Here is a 20,530-nt window from a genome sequence, read left to right on the forward strand (position 1 = left end):
ATGTCGCAGTTCGAATATCCCGTCTACGACGCCGTCATCCCCGAGGCGGCCGCGACCGGACAAACCGACGATATCCAAGTCGTGATCGTAGGGGCCGGGCCGGTCGGATTGACGGCGGCGCTCGATCTGGCGGCCCATGACGTGCCGGTTGTCGTCCTCGACGACGACAACACGGTCAGCACCGGCAGCCGGGCGATCTGTTGGTCGAAACGGACCCTCGAAATTTTTTCCCGCCTCGACTGCGCGGCGCCACTGATGCAAAAGGGCGTCACCTGGCAGCGCGGCCGGGTCTTCGATCGCGACGAAGAGATCTACAGCTTCGACCTCTTGCCCGAGCCGGACCATCAGTTTCCGGCCTTCATCAATCTGCAGCAGTATTATGTAGAGCAGGAGTTGATCGAAAAGGCGCTTTCGAGCGAGCTCATCGATTTACGTTGGAACAACCGTGTCGTCGATGTCCGCCAATCGGATGACGGCGTCTTGCTTGATGTGGAAACGCCGGACGGCCCCTACCGGGCGCATGCGCGCTACGTCATCGCCGCCGACGGCGCCCGCAGTACGGTTCGCAAAGCCCTCGGGCTGGATTTCGTCGGTCGCGTGTTCGAGGACCGGTTTCTCATTGCCGACGTGAAAATGAAGGCCGGTTTTCCCACCGAGCGATGGTTTTGGTTCCGCCCACCGTTCCACCCCGGCCCGTCTACCCTTCTTCACAAGCAGGCGGATAACGTCTGGCGGATCGATTTTCAGCTTGGCCCCGACGTCGACGCGGAAGCCGAGGCGAAGCCGGAGAACGTCGTTCCGCGTCTCAAAGCGATGCTCGGCGACGAGACCGAATTCGATCTTGAATGGGTCAGCGTCTATCGCTTTCAGGCGCGGCGCCTCGACCGGTTCGTCCACGGCGATGTCATGTTCATCGGCGATTGCGCGCACCAAGTCTCCCCGTTCGGGGCGCGGGGCGGAAACAGTGGCATTCAGGACGCCGACAATCTGGTGTGGAAATTGGCACTCGTCCTTTCCGGAAAGGCCCCGGCCAATTTGCTCGAAAGCTTCGACGACGAGCGGGTCTATGCCGCCATCGAGAACCTGACGATTACGTCGAGCACGACCGATTTCATGTCGGCAAAGGGCGAAGTTCAGACCGCTTTCCGCGATGCCGCCCTGACCCTCGCCAAGGATTACCCGTTCGCCCAGCGCTTCGTAAATGCGGGCCGGCTTTCGACTCCCACGGTCCATGCGCGCTCGCCGCTCAACACCGCCGATCGCGATGAGTTTTCAGAAAACCTGTGCCCGGGCACGGCCTGCGTCGACGCGCCGATAGCGGTCGGCGGCGCCGCGGGTTGGTTGGTCGATTATCTCGGCGGCGGGTTCGCGGGCCTTTACGCCCCGCGCTCGAAGAGCGAATTGGAACCCGCGGAATTGGAAGCCCTGAACCGGCTCAACCGAGGGGATATCCCGGTCAGGCCCTTGATCGTCGCCGATTGCAGCGTCGATGCCATGACGTCGATATCGGATACCAAAGGCCGGGTCGCAGAGCGCTACGACCTGCGTCCGGGGACATTTTACCTCATTCGACCCGATCAGTATGTGGCCGGGCGGTGGCGTTCACTGGATGAGGACACCGTATTTCATGCCCTCGATAAAGCGGTCGCGCGCGTGAACGACCCGGAGCGAAAGAATGTCGACTGAAATTCGGACGGAATTGGGCTTCGAGGATCCCGATGGGATTTACGAGGCGTTGATCCATCTCCACGATGGCCTCGACCCCGCGCAAAGCCGGTTGGTTGGCGCGCGTCTCATATTGATTCTTGCCAATCACATCGGCGATAAGGCGGTAATCGAACAGGCGCTGGAAATGGCCAGGGGCGAACTTTAGGCGCCACTCGATCGATCAAGGAGCGTGGTCAATGCGCCGCGGCGAACGTCCTGATCCGATTTAACACCGCCACCCTCGACGCATCGTCATACTTGCCGACATGGAACAGGTGGAAGGCTTCTTCCCGCGATAGGCCGAAAAAAGCGCGTACCGCCTTCCAACCGGTCAGGCCTGCATAGGCCGGAGAACGATTGTGCCGGGTCAATCCCTGACCCTTGAACCAATCGTCGCGAATTGCCCAGCCGACGGCGCAGGCGACCGAATTGCACGAGCCATTGCGTGCCCAGTCGCGCAAGTCGAAGGCATTGTCGTCGATCGATTCGAGGACCCGGCATAAGGCAAGCATACGTTCCCGATAAGTGTCGGGAATGGCGTAAGCATCTGGATTTGTTTGATCAAAAGGCATGGGAACCTCCCTCAGCGTATTTGGAAGTTCTTGCTGTCAGTTTTCCATTATACACCAAATGGGTTCGCGCATTAAGGCGCGCCGGATATTCCACGATTGACGACGCGACTAATGCGGGCCGCGACCGAATTCGAGGTCACGCAACCGGCGGCGCTTGATCTTGCCGGTCGCCGTCTTTGGCAAATCATCGACGAATTCAATTCGCCGCGGATACTTGTACGGCGCCGTCACGCGTTTGGTGTGGTCCTGAAGTTCCTCGATCAGAGCATCCGATGGGGTATGGCCGACGGCCACGACGATGAAGGCCTTGACCACCTCCCCGCGCTCCGGATGCGGGCTGGCGACCGCCGCGCATTCCTGAACGGCACGATGTTCCATCAACGCATTCTCGACTTCCAGCGGCCCGATCCGGTAGCCGGCGGAGTTGATCACGTCGTCCGATCGCCCGTGGTAATAAAGGTACCCATCCTTGTCCATCGACACCGTGTCGCCGGTCAGGAAAAATCTATCGCCGCCGATTTCGACGATCGCCTGTTGGGTCAGTTCCGGGTCGCGCCAATAGCCGAGCATGAATTGCGGGCTGGGCAGCCCGACCGCCAGCTGCCCCGGTGCTTCCGTCGAAACCGGCTGATCCTGTTCATCGACGATGAGGATCCGGGTTCCCGGCAACGGGCGACCCATTGAGCCGGATTTCACCGGCATGGTATTGTAGTTGACGACGGTCATAAGTGTTTCCGTCTGGCCATAGCCGTCGAGGAGCGGTGTGCCGGCCACTTCCCGCCACCGCGTCACGATTTCCGGGTTCACCGATTCGCCGGCGGATATCGTCAGGCGCAGGGACGACAGATCGATGCCGGTGGTATCCGTTTGAATGAGCCGGCGCAATTCGGTGGCGGCGGCACAGAAAACGGTGACGCCATATTTCTCGATCAGTTCGAACCGGCCTCTGTCGTCGAACGGGCCGTTGTAAAAAAAGACGGTCGCGCCACAGCTCCACGGGCCAAAGAGGATGCTGGTTCCTGCCTTCGACCAACCGGTATCCGCCGTACACCACATCGTGTCGTCTTCGTAGAGATCGTTCCAGTACCAAGCCGAAACACGCCACGCGAAAAGCGCGCGCGAGGCGTGGAGAACGCCCTTCGGCTCACCCGCTGATCCGGAGGTGTAGAACATGATCGCCGGATCATCGATGCCGACCTCCGTCGGAGTCAGACGATCGCTTGTCGTCGACAGCGCGTCCTCGATCTCCACCCAACCCGATGCCTGGCCGACCGCCATTTGCACAGAGACGGACATGCCCTCGAATTTGGCCGTGTTGGCGGCGGTTGTGATGACGCCGCGGGCGCCGGAGTGATCGATGCGGTAAGCGAGATCCTTGGCTGTCAGCATCTCGACGCAGGGAATCGGTACGGCGCCGAGCTTGAGGCATCCGACGAGCGCGATGTGCCACATGGGAATCCGCGGCAGCATGATGACGACGCGATCGCCTTTTTCGATTCCCTGGTCCGCCAATAGTGCGGCAAATCGGTTGCTCAGACTGGCGATTTCGGAGAATGTGAAGCGGCGCCGGTCCCCCGTCGCGTCACACCAGATCAGCGCCGTCTTATCGTTTCTTGCCGCCCGTGCGTCGACCACATCGGCGCCGAAATTGAACGTCGCCGGCAGTTCCCATTCGAAGTCGGCAAACGCCTTTTCATACGTCTCCATTCGATGCCGCCGCATACCGCAACCCCGTATCTATCGCCGCCGCCGGTCAAGGGTGGCCCAGGCCCCATCGGAAAGGAAGTATTAACCGTATTTCCTCAGTATGGGCACGACTTCAAGCGTTCCGGAGCCCATCAGTGAATCAGGCCAGAGCGGCAAATCCGGCATCCGCGTTCTTGTCCGACCCAAGCACGCGACAGCGGGCAATCGTCCTCTTGGCGATCGTGCTGCTGGTGCCCGGCGCCATCTATCTGGTGCGGGGAATCGACTACAATTTGCTGGTCGAGGGACCGGGCCTGCTCAACGAAGACGGCGGGCCGGCCGGTGTCGATTTCCTTGCCTTCTACAGTGCCGCGGTGGCGGTGTGGAAAGGTGCGGCGGGTGCTGTCTACGACATGGACGCCCTGTACACGATACAGCGCGCGGTCATTCGCGCCGATATCGTGGCGGTGCCATTCGCCTACCCGCCGCCCTACCTGATCTATGTCGCCCCCTTGGCGTGGCTGCCCTATACGGCGGCCCTGTGGGCATGGCTGATCGTCTTGTCGGGCGCCTGCCTCTATACCCTATGGCGGCTCGCGCCTCATCCGGTGACGCCCGCCGTCGCGCTCCTGTTTCCGGGCCTGGCCCAATCCTTTCTCGCCGGCCAAAACGGGCTATTGACCGTGGCCTTGATCGCCGGTGGCATTTCCCTGCTCGGCCGGCGCCCCTATATGTCGGGTGTTCTGTTGGGGCTGATGATTTTCAAGCCCCATATTGCCCTACTGGTTCCCATCTGCCTGCTCGCGGCGCGCGAATACCGAGCGCTGTCGGCATTTATCGGCACGGTCACGGCGGCCGCGTTCATTAGCGCGGTCTTGTTCGGATTCGCGCCGTGGTTCTTGTTCGTAGAGGCGGTGCAGAGCAGCCTGAACCTGATCGTCGATCACCGCATCCCTTGGGAGCGCATGCCGACGGCATTCGTTGCGGTCTACAACGCAACCGATTCCCTCATGGCGGCGCGCCTCTGCCAGCTTGCCAGTACGCTCACGGCGTTCGCCGCCTGCTTCATCGTGTGGCGGCGCACGGGCGATGCCTTCCCGCGGATGCTCGTTCTCGCCGTTTGCATCCCCCTCGCCACGCCCTATGGGTTCGATTACGACCTCGCGGTCCTCGCCGTTCCGATCGCCATTCTGGGTTGGCGCGTCTGGCAACATGGACCGAAGGATGGCGAGCTGTTGCTCCTGATCCTGTTGTGGGTGGCACCCTTACTGATTTGGATGGGCTCGGCGAGTTTCGGTTTCCAGATCGGTCCCATCGTCCTGATCGGCCTGGCAGTCTATGCACTGACCACGGCGAGCGGCCGAGGAGGCGAAACCACGAGGCCGACGGACCCGGCCACGACGTCCATGCGAACCCCAGGACGGCGGCCGTTCCGATCCTGAGACGGTGGATGGCCGCCGGCCCGCCCCTTCGGCCCGATTTGGCCGCCTTCAGCCAGCCTGATTTCCGAGGAGATCGATCAATGTTCTGGCCACGACTTCGGTGGCCTTGCCGAGATCGTCGAGCGACAGGTGCTCGTCGGCGCCATGGGCATTGGCTTCCAGGATGTTATGTGGGCCGGCGCCATAGATGACGGTCGGAATGCCGGCCGCGGAATAGTGCCTGGCGTCGGTGTAGAGGGGGACGCCATGCGGCTTTATCGGCTCACCCATGATTTCGCTGCCATGCGCCACCAGCAGTTCGACGAGGCGTTCCGACCCGGGAACTGGCGCGAACGGCTCGGCCAGCAAAATCCGTCGAATGTCGACGGTAATGCCCGGGTAGGCCTTCGCGGCGGCATTGATGACTTCGGATAATTCCGCCTCCGCGCCGACACCGCTTTCCTCCGGGATGAGGCGGCGGTCGATGCGGAAGGTCACGCGATCGGGCACGACGTTGGTGTTTATGCCGCCGGAAATGAGGCCGACGACGAGCGACGGAGAGTCAATCCCTTCGATGGCCGAATGGACATCGGCAAAGCCACGGCGGTGGGCATAGAGCGCGTTCAGAACCCCCGATGCCGCCTCCAATGCATCGACGCCGGTATGGGGCATCGCGGCATGCGCCTGTCGGCCGCGGACCTGGACTTCCAGGTGCAAGGCGCCGTTATGGGCGGTGACGATGCCGTAGGCGAACCCGGCCGCGATGGCATAGTCGGGCTTGGTCAGGCCCTGATCGATCAGCCATTTGGGACCGATGACGCCGCCGGCCTCCTCGTCATAGGTGAAATGGAGTTCCACCGTTCCGCCGAGCTTGGCACCGACCGCCTCGATCGCGCGCAACGCGAAGGTATAGGTGGCAAAGTCCGATTTCGATACCGCCACGCCGCGGCCATACATATGCCCATCATGAATTTCAGCGCCGTAGGGATCCCTGGTCCATCCGTCTCCCGGCGGAACCACGTCCCCGTGGGCATTGAGTGCGACCACCGGCCCATCGCCGAAACGGCGGCGCACGATCAGATTGATAGCCGAGACCATCCCGTTCGCCCTGACCAAGTCGCCGGGAACGACATGACGCTCGACCTCAAAGCCCATCGCCTGCAGCGCCGCGGCCGCGCGTTCGGCATGTTCGTAGCAATTGCCCGGCGGATTGTCGGACGGCACGCTCACCATCTCGGCGAGAAAGGCGACCTGCTCGTCACGAAGTTGCTGGATCCGGTCGTGAACTTCCTGATGAAACGATTTTGTCATGGTGCTATCGCCTTGCCGGATGATGTTTTATCCAATGGCGTGCGATATCCGCCCGCCGACAGATCCAGACCTTGTCATGGTCCTGCACGTAGTCGAGAAATCGAGCCAATGATGCGGCGCGACCGGGTCTGCCGACGAGGCGGCAATGCAGCCCCACCGACATCATCTTCGGCGTCGCCTCGCCCTCCGCGTACAGGACGTCGAACGAATCCTTGAGATAGGAGAAGAACTGGTCGCCGGCATTGAATCCCTGCGCGGTCGCGAATCGCATGTCATTGGCGTCCAACGTATACGGAACGATGAGGTGGTCCCTGCCGGACACCGAGACCCAATACGGCAGGTCATCGTTGTAGGCGTCGGCATCGTATAGGAATCCGCCCTCCTCGACGACGAGACGGCGCGTATTGGGACTCATGCGACCGGTGTACCAGCCCACGGGGCGCTTGCCTGAAAGGTCACGAATGGTCTTTACCGCCAGCTTCAGATGGTCGCGTTCCGTTTCCTCGTCGACATACTGATAGTCGATCCAGCGCCAGCCATGGCTGGCGATTTCGTGACGCCCCTCGACCATCGCGGCGGCGGCATCGGGATTACGGGCCAAGGCCATGGCGACGGCGAACACGGTGACGCGAATTCCGCGGTCTTCGAACAGGCGCATCAGGCGCCAGAACCCGGCGCGCGAGCCGTATTCATAGATCGATTCCATGTTCATGTTGCGCGCGCCATACAGCGGCTCCGCACCGACGATCTCGGACAGAAAAGCTTCCGATGCGGGATCGCCATGAAGGATATTGTTCTCGCCGCCCTCCTCGTAGTTCAGCACGATCTGAACTGCGACGCGCGCACCCTTGGGCCAGTTCGCATGGGGCGGACGTGGGCCGTAGCCCACCATGTCGCGCGGGTAGCGTTGCCTCTTCTGCATGGTCAGCTAATCGATTTCGGCGCCCTGCGCGATCCATCGGCGCAGGATTTCGCGTTCGGCGTCGGTCATTTCGGTAAGATTGCCCGGCGGCATGACGTCCGATTGCAGAGACTGGGCATCGATTTCAGCGGCGCGCGCCTGGATTTGTTCCGGCGTGTCGTACATCACGCCTTTTGGCGCCACGTCGACATATTCGCCGCTCGGCTCCGCGGAATGGCAGATACCGCAACGCACGTCGATGATCGTGCGAACGTCGACGAACGCCACCTTATCGCCCCCCGCGTCCGAACGGATGGCCGCCTGGCCAAGCCATATTCCGAGCAGCAACAACATACCCGCGGCACCGGCGGCCACGAACAAGAGACCCTGCTTCTCCTTGCCCTTGTTGCGCAGATTGAAAAAGTGCCGGATCGACGCGCCAACCAAAACCAAAAGCCCGAGGATGAGCCAATTGAGGTCGTTCCCGTAGGTCCCCGCATAGTGGCCGCTGATCATGAGGAACAGCACCGGCAGCGTCATGTAATTGTTGTGGACGGATCGGTTCTTGGCCCGCTCGGCGGCGGCTTTATCGGGCTGGCGCCCGGCCTTGGTCGCGTCGACCAATTCGCGCTGCGATGGAATGATGCGCATCCATACGTTGGCCGCCATCAGCGTGCCCATCATCGCGCCGACATGGAGATAGGCCGCGCGGTCGCTCATGAAATGGGTTAGCCCCCAGGCGATCAACAACATCAGCAAAAACGAAATGAGCGCGGCGACCTTCGGTGAATTCATGGCGAAGCCGGAATTCCACAGCGTGTCGTAGACGAACCAGGCAACGATCAGCGTGGCCAGACCGAGCACGATCGTGCCGCCGACACCGAGGCCGGAGGGCTCCGACGGCATCGTATAGACGCTGGCACCGACATAGTAGATCAGAACCAGCAAGAAGAATCCGGTGATCCAGGTAAACCCGGCTTCCCACTTGACCCAGTGCAGTGTCTTGGGAATGTCGGCCGGCGCCAACTGGATTTTGATCATGTTGTAAAAGCCGCCGCTATGGACCATCCACAGGTTGCCCTCGATCTTATCGTCACCATCCTTGGGCGGCTCGATATGGCTGTCGAGCCAATTGAAAAAGAACGACGATCCAATCCACGCGATTCCGGTGACGATATGCGCCCAGCGCAGAATCAGATTGAGCCAATCGCTGAATATGGCTTCCACGTCCCTGCTCCTTGTCCTTAATTGTTGGCGGCTTCGGCAAATATTTCGTTCAGATTGAGCGAGCCGCCGCCCGCCTCGAGTTTCAATTTCTGTTCGCACACCTGAAGATGGCGGTTCATGAGATCGATCGCCTGTCCACTATCGCCGCTGGCGATGGCGCCGATGATCGCCCGATGCTCGTCAAACGAGCACGCTGAGTTCCCAGGCGTCTCATAAATCGCGATAACCAGCGAAGTCCGCGACACCAATTCCCGCAAGAAGTCGACGATGACGCCGTTTCCCGCATGCTCCGCAAGTCGAATATGAAAGTCGCCGGAAAGACGAATCCAGTGGCCGCGATCGCCGTCCGAGAACGCGGCCTCCTCCTCATCGACAAGATTCCGAAGCGCGTCGATCTGCTCGCTGGATATCCTTCCCAATAGATTCTCGATCACCGCTTTCTCCAATATGCGGCGGGTCTGGAAGACCTCTCGGGCCTGTTCCACCGACGGGCTCGCCACGACGGCGCCACGATTGGGTCGTATCTCCACGATATTGTCGCGACTGAGCCGGAAAAGTGCCTTGCGAATTACCGTTCGGCTGACGCCAAAGACTTCGCCCAAGGAATCTTCGGCGAGTTTTGTTCCCGGCGGAAGCTTGTGTGCCAGAATGGCATCATAGACCGCTCGGTAGACCGCTTCATCGCCCGTAACCGAACGCGGATCAGTGTTTTGCTTGCGAATCGCGGCAATCTCAGAAGCCATTTTGTCTCCTTTTTCCATTCCAGACCCTTGCCCCCATGATTATTGAATACACTTCTTTTATAAAAATGGATACAATTTAATGGACAACGATGCTAAATTGCTTTTTGTTAACATTTGGCAGCAGCCAGCAAGAACATAAGCTGGGCGGCACCGATCCGCTCGGATAGAACAGGCAGGAGGAGACGAATATGGGCCGTCTGACGACGCACGTGCTGGATGCGGCCCGCGGCGTACCCGGCGCCGGGATCGCAATCGATCTCTATAGAATGGAGGACGGCGAGCGCGTCCACATAGCCGCGACCGAGACCAATGGCGATGGACGGTGCAACGGGCCGCTTCTTGAAGGCGAAGGGTTCGCCGCCGGCGTCTACGAACTGGTCTTCCAGACAGCCGCCTATTTTCGAAATTCCGACATCGAGCTGCCCGATCCGCCATTCCTCGACGCCGTGGTCGTGAGATTTGGCGTGTCGGATACCGAATCGCACTATCATGTGCCGATACTCGTTTCGCCGTGGAGCTACACGACCTATCGCGGGAGCTGATCGCAAATGCCCCCTAAGACAAAACCGCATGCAGAAGACCACGCCACCATTCGATTCATGCTGAACGATGAACTGCGCGAGGTCGACGACATCGATCCGAATACGACGGTGCTCAATTATCTAAGGTTGCAAGAACAAGAAACCGGCACCAAGGAAGGCTGCGCCGAAGGCGATTGCGGCGCATGCTCCGTCGTGCTCGGCGAGGTCGATAACGGACGCATTCGTTATCGGACGGTCAACGCTTGCATCCTCTTTCTACCGGTGGTCGATGGCAAGCAACTTATTACAGTCGAAGGGTTGCGACAGACGGATGGAAGCCTTCACCCGGTACAGCAGGCCCTGGTCGACTTGCACGGTTCGCAATGCGGCTTCTGCACCCCGGGCTTCGTCATGTCGATGTTTGCCCTCTACAAGCACAATCCGTCGCCGACGCGTCAGCAGATCAATGATTGCCTCGCCGGAAATCTCTGCCGATGCACGGGATACCGGCCGATCGTCGAGGCCGCCGCGAACATGCATGGCTATGGCAAGAAGGATCATTTCTCGGCGGCGGAAAAGCGGACCGTAAAGCTGCTCAAATCCTTGCAGCGGTCCGATACGCTATTGCTAAAATCCGGTAATCGCCGATACTTCGCGCCGATTTCCTCTGACGGCGTGGCCGAAATATTCGCCCGAAATCCCGATGCTTGCCTGCTCGCCGGCGGTACCGACGTCGGGCTGATCGCGACCAAGGATCATAAGGATCTCGATACATTGATTTACACCGGCGGTGCCCGCGATCTGGCCTCGGTGGAGGTTGGCGGCGATTCGATCGAAATCGGGGCCGCCGCGACCTATAGCGACGCCCTCGACGCCATCAGTCGCGAGTACGATGACTTCGGCGAAGTCCTGCGCCGCCTTGGCTCGGTACAGGTTCGGAACGCAGGAACCATGGTCGGCAATATCGGCAATGCCTCTCCGATCGGCGATTCTAGCCCGTTGCTGATCGCCCTCGACGCCAAGGTCATTCTCCGCAAGGGCGCCAAGCGACGCACGCTGGATCTCGGGGCGTTTTTCGTCGGCTACCGAAAGACCCAATTGCGGCGCGGCGAATTCATCGAGAAGATCGTGTTGCCGCGGTCGCGGCCGGACACCGTGTTTCGCGCCTACAAGATCTCGAAGCGTTTCGACCAGGACATTTCCGCTGCCTGCGGCGCGTTTGCCGTCCGTCTCGAGGGCGGCCGGGTGCGGGACATCCGCATTTGTTTCGGCGGCATGGCGGCGACCCCGAAACGAGCAACGGCGGCCGAAGCGGCAATAAAGGGCCGCGTCTGGTCGCTGTCGACGGTCTCTGGCGGGATGGCCGCCATGGAATCGGATTATGAGCCCTTGACCGACATGCGCGCTTCCCGCGATTACCGCCTCACGGTCGCGAAGAACCTGCTCTACAAATTCTATCTCGAGACCACGGACGGTGCCGCCGAGACCCGCGTCGTGGCATATGGGACATAGACCATGGCAAAAAAATCGAAAAAGACGCGCCTGCTCACCAGAGTTCATCAATCGGTGGCTCATGACAGCGCCCACAAACATGTGAGCGGCGAGGCGATTTATATCGATGATATCCCCGAGCCGCCGCTCATGTTGAACGTCGCCATCGGTATGAGCGACCACCCCCACGCCAAAATCCGCGCGATCGATCTCGGCCGCGTCAGAAAAGCGCCCGGCGTCGTCGCCGTGCTGACCGCCGCCGATATTCCCGGCAAAAACGACGTCGGCCCAGTCTTCGACGGCGATCCGGTCCTGGTGAACGAGCTTGTCGAGTTCAAAGGCCAGGCGATATTCGCGGTGGCCGCGGAAACCATGGAGCAGGCGCGCCGCGCCGCGCGCTTGGGCAAGATCGACTACGAAGTCCTGGACCCGATCCTGACTGTCGAAGAGGCCCTGGCCGCCGACTTCTACGTTCTGCCGCCGCACGTCATGCGGCGGGGAAATTCGCGCAAAGCGCTCGACAAGGCGCGCCACAAGATCGACGGCCGCTTCAAGATGGGCGGGCAGGATCACTTCTACCTCGAGGGACAGATCAGCCTGGCGGTGCCGGGCGAGGACGGCGACCTCGTCATATATTGCTCGACGCAGCATCCCTCCGAGATCCAGCAAGGCGTTTCACACGTCCTCGGCTGCGACAGCAATGCGATCACCGTCGAGGTCCGCCGCATGGGCGGCGGGTTCGGCGGCAAGGAAACGCAAGGCGCCCAATTCGCCGCGCTCGCCGCCTTGTTCGCACGAAAGACCGGCCGGCCGGCGAAGGTCCGCCTCGACCGCGACGACGACATGATCATCACCGGAAAGCGCCATGACTTCATCGTCGATTTTGAGGTTGGCTTCGACGATGTCGGCGCGATCAATGGCATCGAGATCGAACTCGCCTCGCGCTGCGGCATGTCGGCGGAGTTGTCGGGCGCGATCAATGACCGAGCCATGTTCCACTGCGCCAATGCGTACTACCTGCCGAATATCACGGTCACATCGCATCGCTGCAAGACCCACACCGTATCGAATACGGCATTTCGAGGATTCGGCGGTGCCCAGGGCATGCTGGCGATGGAGCACATCATCGACGAAGTGGCACGGCACCTCGGCAAGGACCCCTTGAAGGTCCGCAAGCACAATTTCTATGGCGAATCGGAACGTAACGTCACCCACTATCACATGACGGTCGAGGACTTCGTCCTCCACAAGCTGGTTCCGGACCTCGAAAAATCTTCCGACTATTTCAATCGACGCCAGGAGGTCGCGGCGTTCAATGCGACCAGCGCCGTGTTGAAGAAGGGCATCGCCCTCACGCCGATCAAGTTCGGCATATCCTTCACCACGACATTCCTCAACCAAGCCGGCGCGTTGATCCACGTCTACACGGACGGCAGTGTCCACCTCAACCACGGTGGAACCGAGATGGGACAGGGTCTTTTCGTCAAGGTCGCCCAGGTCGTCGCCGAGGAATTCCAAATTGATCTGGACCGGATCAAGATCACCGCCACCAACACAAGCAAGGTGCCGAATACCTCGGCCACCGCGGCATCCTCCGGCACCGACATGAATGGGGCCGCCGCCTTTGTCGCGGCCAACAAGATCAAGCGCCGGCTAATCGCCTTTGCCGCCGAACACTTCAAGGTCGACCGCAGCAAGATTCGGTTTCACGACAATCACGTCGAGATCGGCCGTCGGCGGATCCCCTTCAACGAGCTTATTCAACTGGCTTACCTGGGCCGGGTGTCGCTCTCCGCGACCGGGTTCTACACCACACCCAAAATCCACTACGACCGGGAAAAGGCGCGCGGCAGGCCGTTTTACTATTTCGCCTATGGCGCGGCCGTTTCCGAGGTTTTGATCGACACGCTGACCGGTGAGTACAAACTCCTGCGCGCAGATATCTTGCACGACTGCGGACGATCCTTGAACCCGGCGATCGATATCGGGCAGGTCGAAGGCGCGTTCGTGCAGGGCATGGGATGGCTCACCATGGAAGAACTTCATTGGAATCCAGACGGCGGATTGGCGACGCACGCACCGTCGACCTATAAGATTCCCGTGGCCAGCGACATCCCCGCCGAGTTTCATGTGCGCCTTCTCGAAAGCGGACGAAACAAGGAAAAGGTCATCCACTGGTCCAAGGCCGTCGGCGAACCGCCGTTCATGCTCGGGATATCGGTGTTCCATGCGATCAAGGATGCGGTCTCCGCGGTCGGCGAGCACCAATTGAGCCCGGCCCTCAACGCCCCGGCAACACCGGAAGAGGTCCTTCGATCTGTCGACGAATTGCGCCATCGCTTGTCCCGCCCTGCCGCGGAGGCCGCGGAATGACCGGTTGGGTCTCCGACTTGGGCGACGCCGCCGAACGGAACGAACCGGTCGTTCTGGTCACGGTCGCGCGGGCAAAGGGGTCGACGCCGCGCGAAGCCGGCGCGAAAATGATTGTCGGCGGCCGCGGTCCGCTTGGGACGATCGGCGGCGGACATCTCGAATATCGCGCGCTGGAGCTGGCCCGCGAACTGCTCGGCGACAACGACCGCCCGGAGACGCTGCTTCACGATTTCGCACTCGGGCCCAGCTTGGGTCAGTGTTGCGGCGGCAATGCGACCATCCTGTTCGAGCGCTTGTCGCTGCGTCAGGTGGAAGCCTGGTTGACGCCGGTGGCGGCGGAACTGAATGATCGCCGGTCGCCGGTGATCGTGACCCGCGCCGATACCGGCCGCAAGCTGGTCCTGACATCCCGCGGGGAGACTGGTTCGCTCGGCGACGATCTCTTGGATCGGCGCGCGTTGGGCCTCGTCGCGGATACCGATAGCGATAATCACACTTCTCGTCTGATTGACCTGGAAATCGGCGATAACGGCGGCACGATACCCGTGTTCATCGACATCGTCCGGCGTGCCGGCACTGAAGTGATGCTTTTTGGCGCCGGACACGTCGGCAAGGGGATCGTTCACGCCCTTGGCCCCCTCCCCGACTTTCGGATCACATGGATCGACGGCCGCGCGGAACAGTTCCCCCATGACGTCCCGGCCAACGTCGATGTTCGCCTTTCCGAAACGCCGGTCGATGAAGTCGAGTCCTTGCCGCCCGGCGCCATTGTCCTGGTGATGACCCACAGCCACGCGCTCGACTACGAAATTGTCGAGAAGGTTTTGAGGCGGGGTGATTTTCGTTTCTGCGGCCTGATCGGGTCGAAAACGAAACGCGCCCAGTTCATCAAGCGACTGGCGCACCGGGGAATGCCGCCGGAAACCGTCCAGCGGCTGACCTGCCCGATCGGCATCGCCGGTATCGACGGCAAACATCCCGCCGAAATCGCCATTGCGGTGGCGGCCGAGATTCTACAATTGTGCGGACAAGCCTCCGAGGCCGACGCTGTCAAGGAGGCCTCGGCATGAGCCATCATGATTTCATGCGCGAGGCGATTGCGCTGTCGCACCGGATGATGGAGGAAAACAAGGGCGGCCCATTTGGCGCCGTCATCGTCCGCGACGGCGAGATCATCGCTTACGGATGGAACAAGGTCACATCGGAGAACGATCCGACGGCGCATGCGGAGGTCTCGGCCATCCGGGAGGCTTGCAGCAAGCTTGGCACATTCGCGCTGACCGATTGCGATATCTACACCAGCTGCGAGCCCTGCCCGATGTGCCTGAGCGCGATTTATTGGGCGCGTCTGCGCAGCATGTATTACGGCAACGCACGCCAGGACGCGGCCCGGATCGGATTCGACGACGAGTTTCTCTACACGGAGGTCGCGTTGGCGATCGACGACCGCAGCCTGCCGACCGTGCGCTTGCTCGAGGAAGAGGCCATCGTCGCCTTCGATGTGTGGGAGAAGAAACCCGACAAGGTCCAGTATTGATGCGGACTCGGACCGGGAAGAAAGGCTGGACATGAGCGATACGACAGCGCCACCCGCGGGAAACGAGATCCCGCAGCTGCAGCTAACGGGCATAACCAAGCAATATCCGAGAACGCTTGCCAACGACGACATCGATCTCGTCATCATGCCCGGTGAAGTCCACGCCTTGCTCGGCGAGAACGGCGCCGGCAAGAGCACCCTGGTCAAGATCATCTACGGCGTCGTCAAGGCGGACCGCGGTGAAATCAAATGGCAGGGTCGGCACGTCGACATCCACAGCCCGAGCGAAGCGCGCGCGCTGGGCATCGGCATGGTCTTCCAGCACTTCAATTTGTTCGAAACGCTGACTGTCGCGGAGAATATCTCGCTCGGCCTCGACTCGGACCATGACCTCAAGAAACTCACCAGCGAGATTCAAGAAATCTCCGAGCGCTATGGGCTGCCGATAAACCCGCATCGCCACATTCATGCCCTCTCGGTCGGCGAACGCCAGCGGGTCGAGATCATCCGCTGTCTGGTCCAGCACCCCAAGCTCCTGATCATGGACGAGCCGACATCGGTGCTGACGCCGCAGGAAGTGGAGAAGCTATTCGAAACCTTGCGCCGGCTGGCCTCCGAGGGCTGCAGCATTCTGTATATCAGCCACAAGCTCGATGAGATCCAGGCGCTCTGCGACGGCGCAACGGTGCTACGCGGCGGCAAGGTCACGGCCCATTGCACGCCGCGGAACGAGACGCCGAAAAGCCTGGCGGAGATGATGATCGGCAGCGAGCTGCCGGTTTGTCACCGGACGGAACCGGTTCACAGTGAAGAAATCTGCCTCAACCTCAACGGCCTGTCCCTGGAATCTCCGGATCCGCATGGCACCGACCTCAAGAACATCCAGATCGATGTCCGCAAGGGCGAGATCTTTGGTATAGCCGGCGTCGCCGGCAACGGCCAGAAGGAGCTTTTCGCCGCCATCAATGGCGAAGTGATCTCCCCGCGCGGCGACATGATTCGGCTCAACGGCAATGACGTCGCCCAGATGGGACCGACCGGACGGCGCCGCCTCGGCCTCGCCTTCGTTCCCGAGGAACGCCTCGGCCGCGGCGCTGTGCCGGAGATGTCACTGGCGGATAACGCGCTCTTGACCGGGTACCTGCATGGCCTCGTCCATAGCGGGTTCGTGCGATTCGAGAAGGTCGACACCTATGCCACCGAGGTGCGGCAGCGCTTCGACGTCCGCTCGGCCGGAATCGAAGCAGAGGCGAAGAGCCTCTCCGGCGGCAATCTGCAGAAGTTCATTATCGGCCGCGAGGTCATGTTCAAGCCCGACCTTTTGGTGCTGGCGCATCCGACCTGGGGCGTCGATGTCGGTGCCGCGACGACCATCCACCAGGCGGTCGTCGACCTCGCCATGGAAGGCACGTCGGTGCTCGTCGTGTCCGAGGATCTCGACGAATTGTTCGAGATCTGCGATCGCATCGCAGTCATCGCCGAGGGACGATTATCGCCGGCGAAACGAACCATGGATACCAATGTCGAAGAGGTCGGACTGTGGATGAGCGGACAATTTGCCGCCGACGAAACGGAGGGCTCGACCCGTGCTGCTTAGACTCGAGCCCCGCCCCCAATCCTCGAAATGGATGCAGTACCTTTCGCCGGTGATCGCCGCGGCGCTCACCGTCGTCGCCGGCATCATCCTGTTCAGCGCGTTGGGAACCGATCCCGGACTGGCGCTCTACACCTTCTTCATCGAACCGCTGACCGATCTCTTCGGGGTCGGTGAATGGGCGATCAAGGCGACGCCGCTCTTGCTCTGCGCCATCGGCTTGTCGATCGGCTTCCGTGGCAATGTGTGGAACATCGGCGCCGAGGGCCAGCTCACGATCGGCGCGATCTGCGGCGGTGGTGTCGCGCTGGCCTTCTACGGCGACGAGGGACCGTGGCTGCTGCCATTGATGGTCATCGCCGGTGGCCTCGGCGGCATGGCTTGGGGTGCGATCCCCGCCTTCCTGAAGAACCGGTTCAACGCCAACGAGATTCTGACCAGCCTGATGCTGACCTACGTCTCGATCCAGTTCCTGGGCTACCTCGTTCACGGGCCATGGATGGATCCCGACGGCTACAACTTCCCCGAAACCCGGCTGTTCAGCGATTTCGGCCTGATGCCGGTACTGGTCGAGAACACCCGCTTCCATGGCGGCGTCGTCCTCGCCTTGATCGCGGTCGTCGTGGTCTGGATTTTCATGAGCCGGACGTTTACCGGTTTCCAGGTCGGCGTCGTCGGCCAAGCCCCCGCGGCCGCCGCCTATGCCGGCTATAGCAAGAAACGCGTCGTCATGCTGAGCTTCCTGATCAGCGGCGCGCTCGCCGGGATCGCCGGCATCTCGGAGGTCGCCGGAACAATCGGACAATTGCAGCCGATCGTTTCTCCAGGCTATGGCTTCGCGGCGATCATCGTCGCCTTCCTCGGCCGCCTTCACCCGTTCGGCGTGCTGCTCGCCAGCCTGTTGATGTCGTTGATGTATCTCGGCGGCGAATCGCTGCAGATGGACCTCAACCTGCCGCTCGCCGTGACCGGTGTGTTCCAGGGTATGCTTTTGTTCTTCGTGCTCGGTTCCGACGTACTGATCCGCTACCGGATCCGCATTGGCCGCGCGACCAAGGAGGCCTAGGTCATGGACGGATTCGACACGTTGCTAGCCATCTTGATCGCCACGATCCGCGCCGGCACACCGCTGGTCTTCGCCGCGATCGGTGAATTGGTGACCGAGAAATCGGGCGTCCTCAATCTCGGCATCGAAGGCATGATGCTGATCGGCGCCGTGACCGGGTTCATCTTCACCGTGCTGACCGGCAATCCCTATATCGGAATTCTGGCGGCGATGGTCGCCGGTGTCGCGATCTCGCTGATCTTCGGCGTCTTGACGTTGTCGCTGATGACCAACCAGGTCGCCACCGGGCTCGCGCTGACCATCTTCGGCATCGGCCTCAGCGCATTCGTCGGGCTGGCCTATATCGGCACCCCGATCGATGGCCTCGACCCGATCGCGATCCCCGTACTCAGTGAAATTCCAGTCCTTGGCCCGCTGTTGTTCAATCACGACATCATGATCTATGGATCGATTCTGTTGTTCGTCGTGGTCTCCTGGTTCCTCTATCGCACGCGCGCCGGCCTCATCCTGCGGGCGGTCGGCGAATCCCATGACGCGGCCCACGCGATCGGCTATTCGGTGCTCAAGATCCGCTACCTCGCGGTGATGTTCGGCGGCGCCATGTCCGGAATCGCCGGCGCCTACCTGTCCCTCGTCTATACGCCTCAATGGGCGGAAAATATGACCGCCGGGCGCGGCTGGATCGCGCTCGCCCTCGTCGTATTCGCCACTTGGCGCCCGGGAAGGGTTCTCGCCGGCGCCTATCTCTTCGGATTCATCACCATCTCCGGGCTCCACGTCCAGGCCCTGGGCTATGCCATTTCGTCGCATCTGATGGCGATGCTGCCCTATCTTGCGACGGTCCTCGTTCTGGTCATAATCTCGCGCGACGCGACCAAGATTCGCCTCAACGCGCCGGCGTCCCTCGGGCGGCCGTTCCATCCGACGGCGTAACCGAGATCAACGCAAACGGACTTACAATGGAAACGAACAAGACAACGACAGTAACAGGGAAGGACCGAATATGACCATTGTCTCAGGATTTAAGCGCATTGCCCTTGCCGCCATGGCGGCCACGGCGCTGACGGCGTCCGGCGCTTATGCCGCCGAGGAGCCGCTGAAGATCGGCTTCGTCTATGTCAGCCCCGTCGGTGACGCCGGGTGGACCTATCAGCATGACCTCGGCCGCAAGCAGCTCGAGGCCGAGCTCGGCGACAAGATAACGACCACATTCGTCGAAAGCGTTCCCGAAGGCGCCGATGCCGAGCGCGTCATTCGAGATTTCGCCGCCGATGGGCACGAGCTCATATTCACCACCTCGTTCGGCTACATGAACCCGACGGTCAAAGTCGCCAGGATGTTCCCCAAGGTCGCGTTCGATCACGCCACCGGCTACAAGCGGGGCAAGAATGTCAGCACCTATCTGGCGCGGTTCTATGAGGGCCGCTACCTGACCGGCGTCCTCGCTGGGCTGACGACCAAGTCGAACAAGATCGGCTATATCGCGGCCTTCCCGATTCCGGAGGTCGTGCGCGGCATCAACGCGTTCACCCGCGGTCTGCGCAGCGTCAATCCCGACGCCGACGTCAACGTGGTCTGGGTGTCCTCGTGGTACGACCCCGGCAAGGAACGCGAGGCGGCCGAAACCCTGATCGCCCAGGGCGCCGACATCGTTACCCAGCATACCGATTCGACGGCGCCGGTTCAGGCCGCGGAAGACCGTGGCGTTCACGCCATCGGTTACCATTCGGACATGTCCAAATACGGCCCCAACGCCCACCTCACCGCGACCACCCACCATTGGGGCGATTTCTACATCAGCGAGGCGAACGCGGTCATGGACGGGACCTGGGAATCGACCGATACCTGGGGCGGCATCAAGGAAGGCATGATCAAGCTCGCGCCCTTCGGACCGGGGGTCTCCGACGAGACCAAGAAAGTCGTCGCCGAACGCGAGGCGGCGATCGCCAGCGGCGAACTCCATCCCTTCGCCGGTCCGGTCAAGGACCAGGCGGGCACGGTCCGCATCGCCGAAGGCGAAGTGATGAGCGACGGCGACATGCTCGGCTTCGATTGGTACGTCGAAGGCGTCGTCGGCGAGTTGCCGAACTAATCGCGTCACCTATATCGTAGCAATCAACCCCCGCGGGCCCGCCCGCGGGGGTTTTTCTTGCGCCGGGAATTTCGGTTTGGCCCCATCGGACCGGTGCCGCGAAATTCGAAAGCGATTTATACCAAATCCCGTTGATCATGACCTATATGCCCATTGCCTGTGTCCGATCGACATGATTTTCCAGGGCTGATCGATGAGCTTGTTCCAGGCGTCACAGCAGTGGTCGACGATGTCGTCGTATGAGTTGAAGACGCGGTTGGACAGCCAGTTGTCGCGCATGAACTGCCA

General features: G+C 61.2%; 19 protein-coding genes. 12 read left to right on the plus strand and 7 right to left on the minus strand.

The window, feature by feature from the left end; translation table 11 throughout:
• On the plus strand, positions 1 to 1,686 hold the full coding sequence (locus GY791_17895) for an FAD-dependent oxidoreductase (protein ID MCP4330302.1): 1,686 nt from the start codon (positions 1 to 3) through the stop codon (positions 1,684 to 1,686).
• A complete protein-coding gene (locus tag GY791_17900) occupies positions 1,676 to 1,873 on the plus strand; it encodes a DUF2783 domain-containing protein (protein MCP4330303.1) in 198 nt (65 codons plus the stop codon). Before GY791_17895 ends, GY791_17900 begins: the two co-directional genes overlap by 11 nt.
• Before the next feature lie 28 nt (positions 1,874 to 1,901).
• On the opposite strand, the gene GY791_17905 is transcribed toward GY791_17900, so the two are convergent.
• Together GY791_17905 and GY791_17910 are read right to left on the minus strand one after the other, a co-directional pair.
• Complete coding sequence (locus tag GY791_17905; protein MCP4330304.1) at positions 1,902 to 2,279, minus strand: hypothetical protein; 378 nt, start codon at positions 2,277 to 2,279, stop codon at positions 1,902 to 1,904.
• Positions 2,280 to 2,387: 108 nt separating this feature from the next.
• Positions 2,388 to 3,986, minus strand: coding sequence for an acyl--CoA ligase (locus GY791_17910; protein ID MCP4330305.1), 1,599 nt, complete (start codon positions 3,984 to 3,986; stop codon positions 2,388 to 2,390).
• A gap of 134 nt (positions 3,987 to 4,120) precedes the next feature.
• On the opposite strand from GY791_17910, the gene GY791_17915 reads away from it, so the two are divergent.
• Positions 4,121 to 5,407 (plus strand): DUF2029 domain-containing protein, encoded by a 1,287-nt coding sequence (locus GY791_17915; protein MCP4330306.1) that lies wholly within the window; start codon positions 4,121 to 4,123, stop codon positions 5,405 to 5,407.
• 48 nt (positions 5,408 to 5,455) lie between these two features.
• Here GY791_17915 and GY791_17920 read toward each other — a convergent pair whose 3' ends face one another.
• Genes GY791_17920 through GY791_17935 form a run of 4 tightly spaced genes read right to left on the minus strand, consistent with a single transcriptional unit; the run spans position 5,456 to position 9,568 of the window.
• A complete protein-coding gene (locus GY791_17920) occupies positions 5,456 to 6,697 on the minus strand; it encodes a M20/M25/M40 family metallo-hydrolase (protein MCP4330307.1) in 1,242 nt (413 codons plus the stop codon).
• 4 nt (positions 6,698 to 6,701) lie between these two features.
• Complete coding sequence (gene puuE / locus GY791_17925; GenBank protein ID MCP4330308.1) at positions 6,702 to 7,619, minus strand: allantoinase PuuE; 918 nt, start codon at positions 7,617 to 7,619, stop codon at positions 6,702 to 6,704.
• Between the two features lie 6 nt (positions 7,620 to 7,625).
• Entirely contained in the window at positions 7,626 to 8,825 is a 1,200-nt protein-coding gene (locus tag GY791_17930; protein MCP4330309.1) for a urate hydroxylase PuuD, read from the minus strand.
• Between the two features lie 17 nt (positions 8,826 to 8,842).
• Positions 8,843 to 9,568: a GntR family transcriptional regulator gene (locus GY791_17935; GenBank protein ID MCP4330310.1), complete on the minus strand. Its 726-nt coding sequence runs from the start codon at positions 9,566 to 9,568 to the stop codon at positions 8,843 to 8,845.
• 188 nt (positions 9,569 to 9,756) lie between these two features.
• Here GY791_17935 and uraH point away from each other — a divergent pair, with 188 nt between their 5' ends.
• From uraH to GY791_17980, 9 genes are all read left to right on the plus strand, one after another.
• Positions 9,757 to 10,110 carry a hydroxyisourate hydrolase gene (uraH, locus tag GY791_17940; GenBank protein ID MCP4330311.1) on the plus strand — a complete coding sequence of 118 codons (354 nt, stop codon included), beginning with the start codon at positions 9,757 to 9,759 and terminating at the stop codon, positions 10,108 to 10,110.
• 6 nt (positions 10,111 to 10,116) lie between these two features.
• Positions 10,117 to 11,601, plus strand: coding sequence for a xanthine dehydrogenase small subunit (xdhA, locus tag GY791_17945; GenBank protein MCP4330312.1), 1,485 nt, complete (start codon positions 10,117 to 10,119; stop codon positions 11,599 to 11,601).
• A gap of 3 nt (positions 11,602 to 11,604) precedes the next feature.
• Positions 11,605 to 13,953, plus strand: a complete 2,349-nt coding sequence (gene xdhB / locus GY791_17950; GenBank protein MCP4330313.1) for a xanthine dehydrogenase molybdopterin binding subunit — start codon at positions 11,605 to 11,607, stop codon at positions 13,951 to 13,953.
• Positions 13,950 to 15,023 (plus strand): xanthine dehydrogenase accessory protein XdhC, encoded by a 1,074-nt coding sequence (gene xdhC, locus GY791_17955; protein ID MCP4330314.1) that lies wholly within the window; start codon positions 13,950 to 13,952, stop codon positions 15,021 to 15,023. Before xdhB ends, xdhC begins: the two co-directional genes overlap by 4 nt.
• A gap of 14 nt (positions 15,024 to 15,037) precedes the next feature.
• Positions 15,038 to 15,490 (plus strand): nucleoside deaminase, encoded by a 453-nt coding sequence (locus GY791_17960; GenBank protein ID MCP4330315.1) that lies wholly within the window; start codon positions 15,038 to 15,040, stop codon positions 15,488 to 15,490.
• A gap of 31 nt (positions 15,491 to 15,521) precedes the next feature.
• Positions 15,522 to 17,087, plus strand: a complete 1,566-nt coding sequence (locus tag GY791_17965; GenBank protein ID MCP4330316.1) for an ABC transporter ATP-binding protein — start codon at positions 15,522 to 15,524, stop codon at positions 17,085 to 17,087.
• A gap of 31 nt (positions 17,088 to 17,118) precedes the next feature.
• The gene (locus GY791_17970; GenBank protein ID MCP4330317.1) at positions 17,119 to 18,150 is read left to right on the plus strand and encodes an ABC transporter permease; all 1,032 of its coding nucleotides are present in this window, start codon (positions 17,119 to 17,121) and stop codon (positions 18,148 to 18,150) included.
• 3 nt (positions 18,151 to 18,153) lie between these two features.
• Positions 18,154 to 19,083, plus strand: a complete 930-nt coding sequence (locus GY791_17975; GenBank protein MCP4330318.1) for an ABC transporter permease — start codon at positions 18,154 to 18,156, stop codon at positions 19,081 to 19,083.
• Positions 19,084 to 19,153: 70 nt separating this feature from the next.
• Positions 19,154 to 20,242 carry a BMP family ABC transporter substrate-binding protein gene (locus GY791_17980; protein ID MCP4330319.1) on the plus strand — a complete coding sequence of 363 codons (1,089 nt, stop codon included), beginning with the start codon at positions 19,154 to 19,156 and terminating at the stop codon, positions 20,240 to 20,242.
• A gap of 135 nt (positions 20,243 to 20,377) precedes the next feature.
• Here GY791_17980 and GY791_17985 read toward each other — a convergent pair.
• Positions 20,378 to 20,530: IS630 family transposase (locus tag GY791_17985; protein MCP4330320.1), on the minus strand; the 153-nt coding region annotated here is incomplete at its 5' end.

The sequence above is a fragment of the Alphaproteobacteria bacterium genome (assembly GCA_024244705.1).
Lineage (GTDB): Bacteria > Pseudomonadota > Alphaproteobacteria > JAAEOK01 > JAAEOK01 > JAAEOK01.

What these genes read in the sequence shown, in the direction of transcription:
- GY791_17895 (MCP4330302.1), top strand. Translation starts at nt 1, where the DNA reads ATGTCGCAGTTCGAATATCCCGTCTACGACGCCGTCATCCCCGAGGCG.
- GY791_17900 (MCP4330303.1), top strand. Translation starts at nt 1,676, where the DNA reads ATGTCGACTGAAATTCGGACGGAATTGGGCTTCGAGGATCCCGATGGG.
- GY791_17905 (MCP4330304.1), bottom strand. Translation starts at nt 2,279, where the DNA reads ATGCCTTTTGATCAAACAAATCCAGATGCTTACGCCATTCCCGACACT.
- GY791_17910 (MCP4330305.1), bottom strand. Translation starts at nt 3,986, where the DNA reads ATGGAGACGTATGAAAAGGCGTTTGCCGACTTCGAATGGGAACTGCCG.
- GY791_17920 (MCP4330307.1), bottom strand. Translation starts at nt 6,697, where the DNA reads ATGACAAAATCGTTTCATCAGGAAGTTCACGACCGGATCCAGCAACTT.
- puuE (MCP4330308.1), bottom strand. Translation starts at nt 7,619, where the DNA reads ATGCAGAAGAGGCAACGCTACCCGCGCGACATGGTGGGCTACGGCCCA.
- GY791_17935 (MCP4330310.1), bottom strand. Translation starts at nt 9,568, where the DNA reads ATGGCTTCTGAGATTGCCGCGATTCGCAAGCAAAACACTGATCCGCGT.
- uraH (MCP4330311.1), top strand. Translation starts at nt 9,757, where the DNA reads ATGGGCCGTCTGACGACGCACGTGCTGGATGCGGCCCGCGGCGTACCC.
- xdhA (MCP4330312.1), top strand. Translation starts at nt 10,117, where the DNA reads ATGCCCCCTAAGACAAAACCGCATGCAGAAGACCACGCCACCATTCGA.
- xdhB (MCP4330313.1), top strand. Translation starts at nt 11,605, where the DNA reads ATGGCAAAAAAATCGAAAAAGACGCGCCTGCTCACCAGAGTTCATCAA.
- xdhC (MCP4330314.1), top strand. Translation starts at nt 13,950, where the DNA reads ATGACCGGTTGGGTCTCCGACTTGGGCGACGCCGCCGAACGGAACGAA.
- GY791_17960 (MCP4330315.1), top strand. Translation starts at nt 15,038, where the DNA reads ATGCGCGAGGCGATTGCGCTGTCGCACCGGATGATGGAGGAAAACAAG.
- GY791_17965 (MCP4330316.1), top strand. Translation starts at nt 15,522, where the DNA reads ATGAGCGATACGACAGCGCCACCCGCGGGAAACGAGATCCCGCAGCTG.
- GY791_17970 (MCP4330317.1), top strand. Translation starts at nt 17,119, where the DNA reads ATGCAGTACCTTTCGCCGGTGATCGCCGCGGCGCTCACCGTCGTCGCC.
- GY791_17975 (MCP4330318.1), top strand. Translation starts at nt 18,154, where the DNA reads ATGGACGGATTCGACACGTTGCTAGCCATCTTGATCGCCACGATCCGC.
- GY791_17980 (MCP4330319.1), top strand. Translation starts at nt 19,154, where the DNA reads ATGACCATTGTCTCAGGATTTAAGCGCATTGCCCTTGCCGCCATGGCG.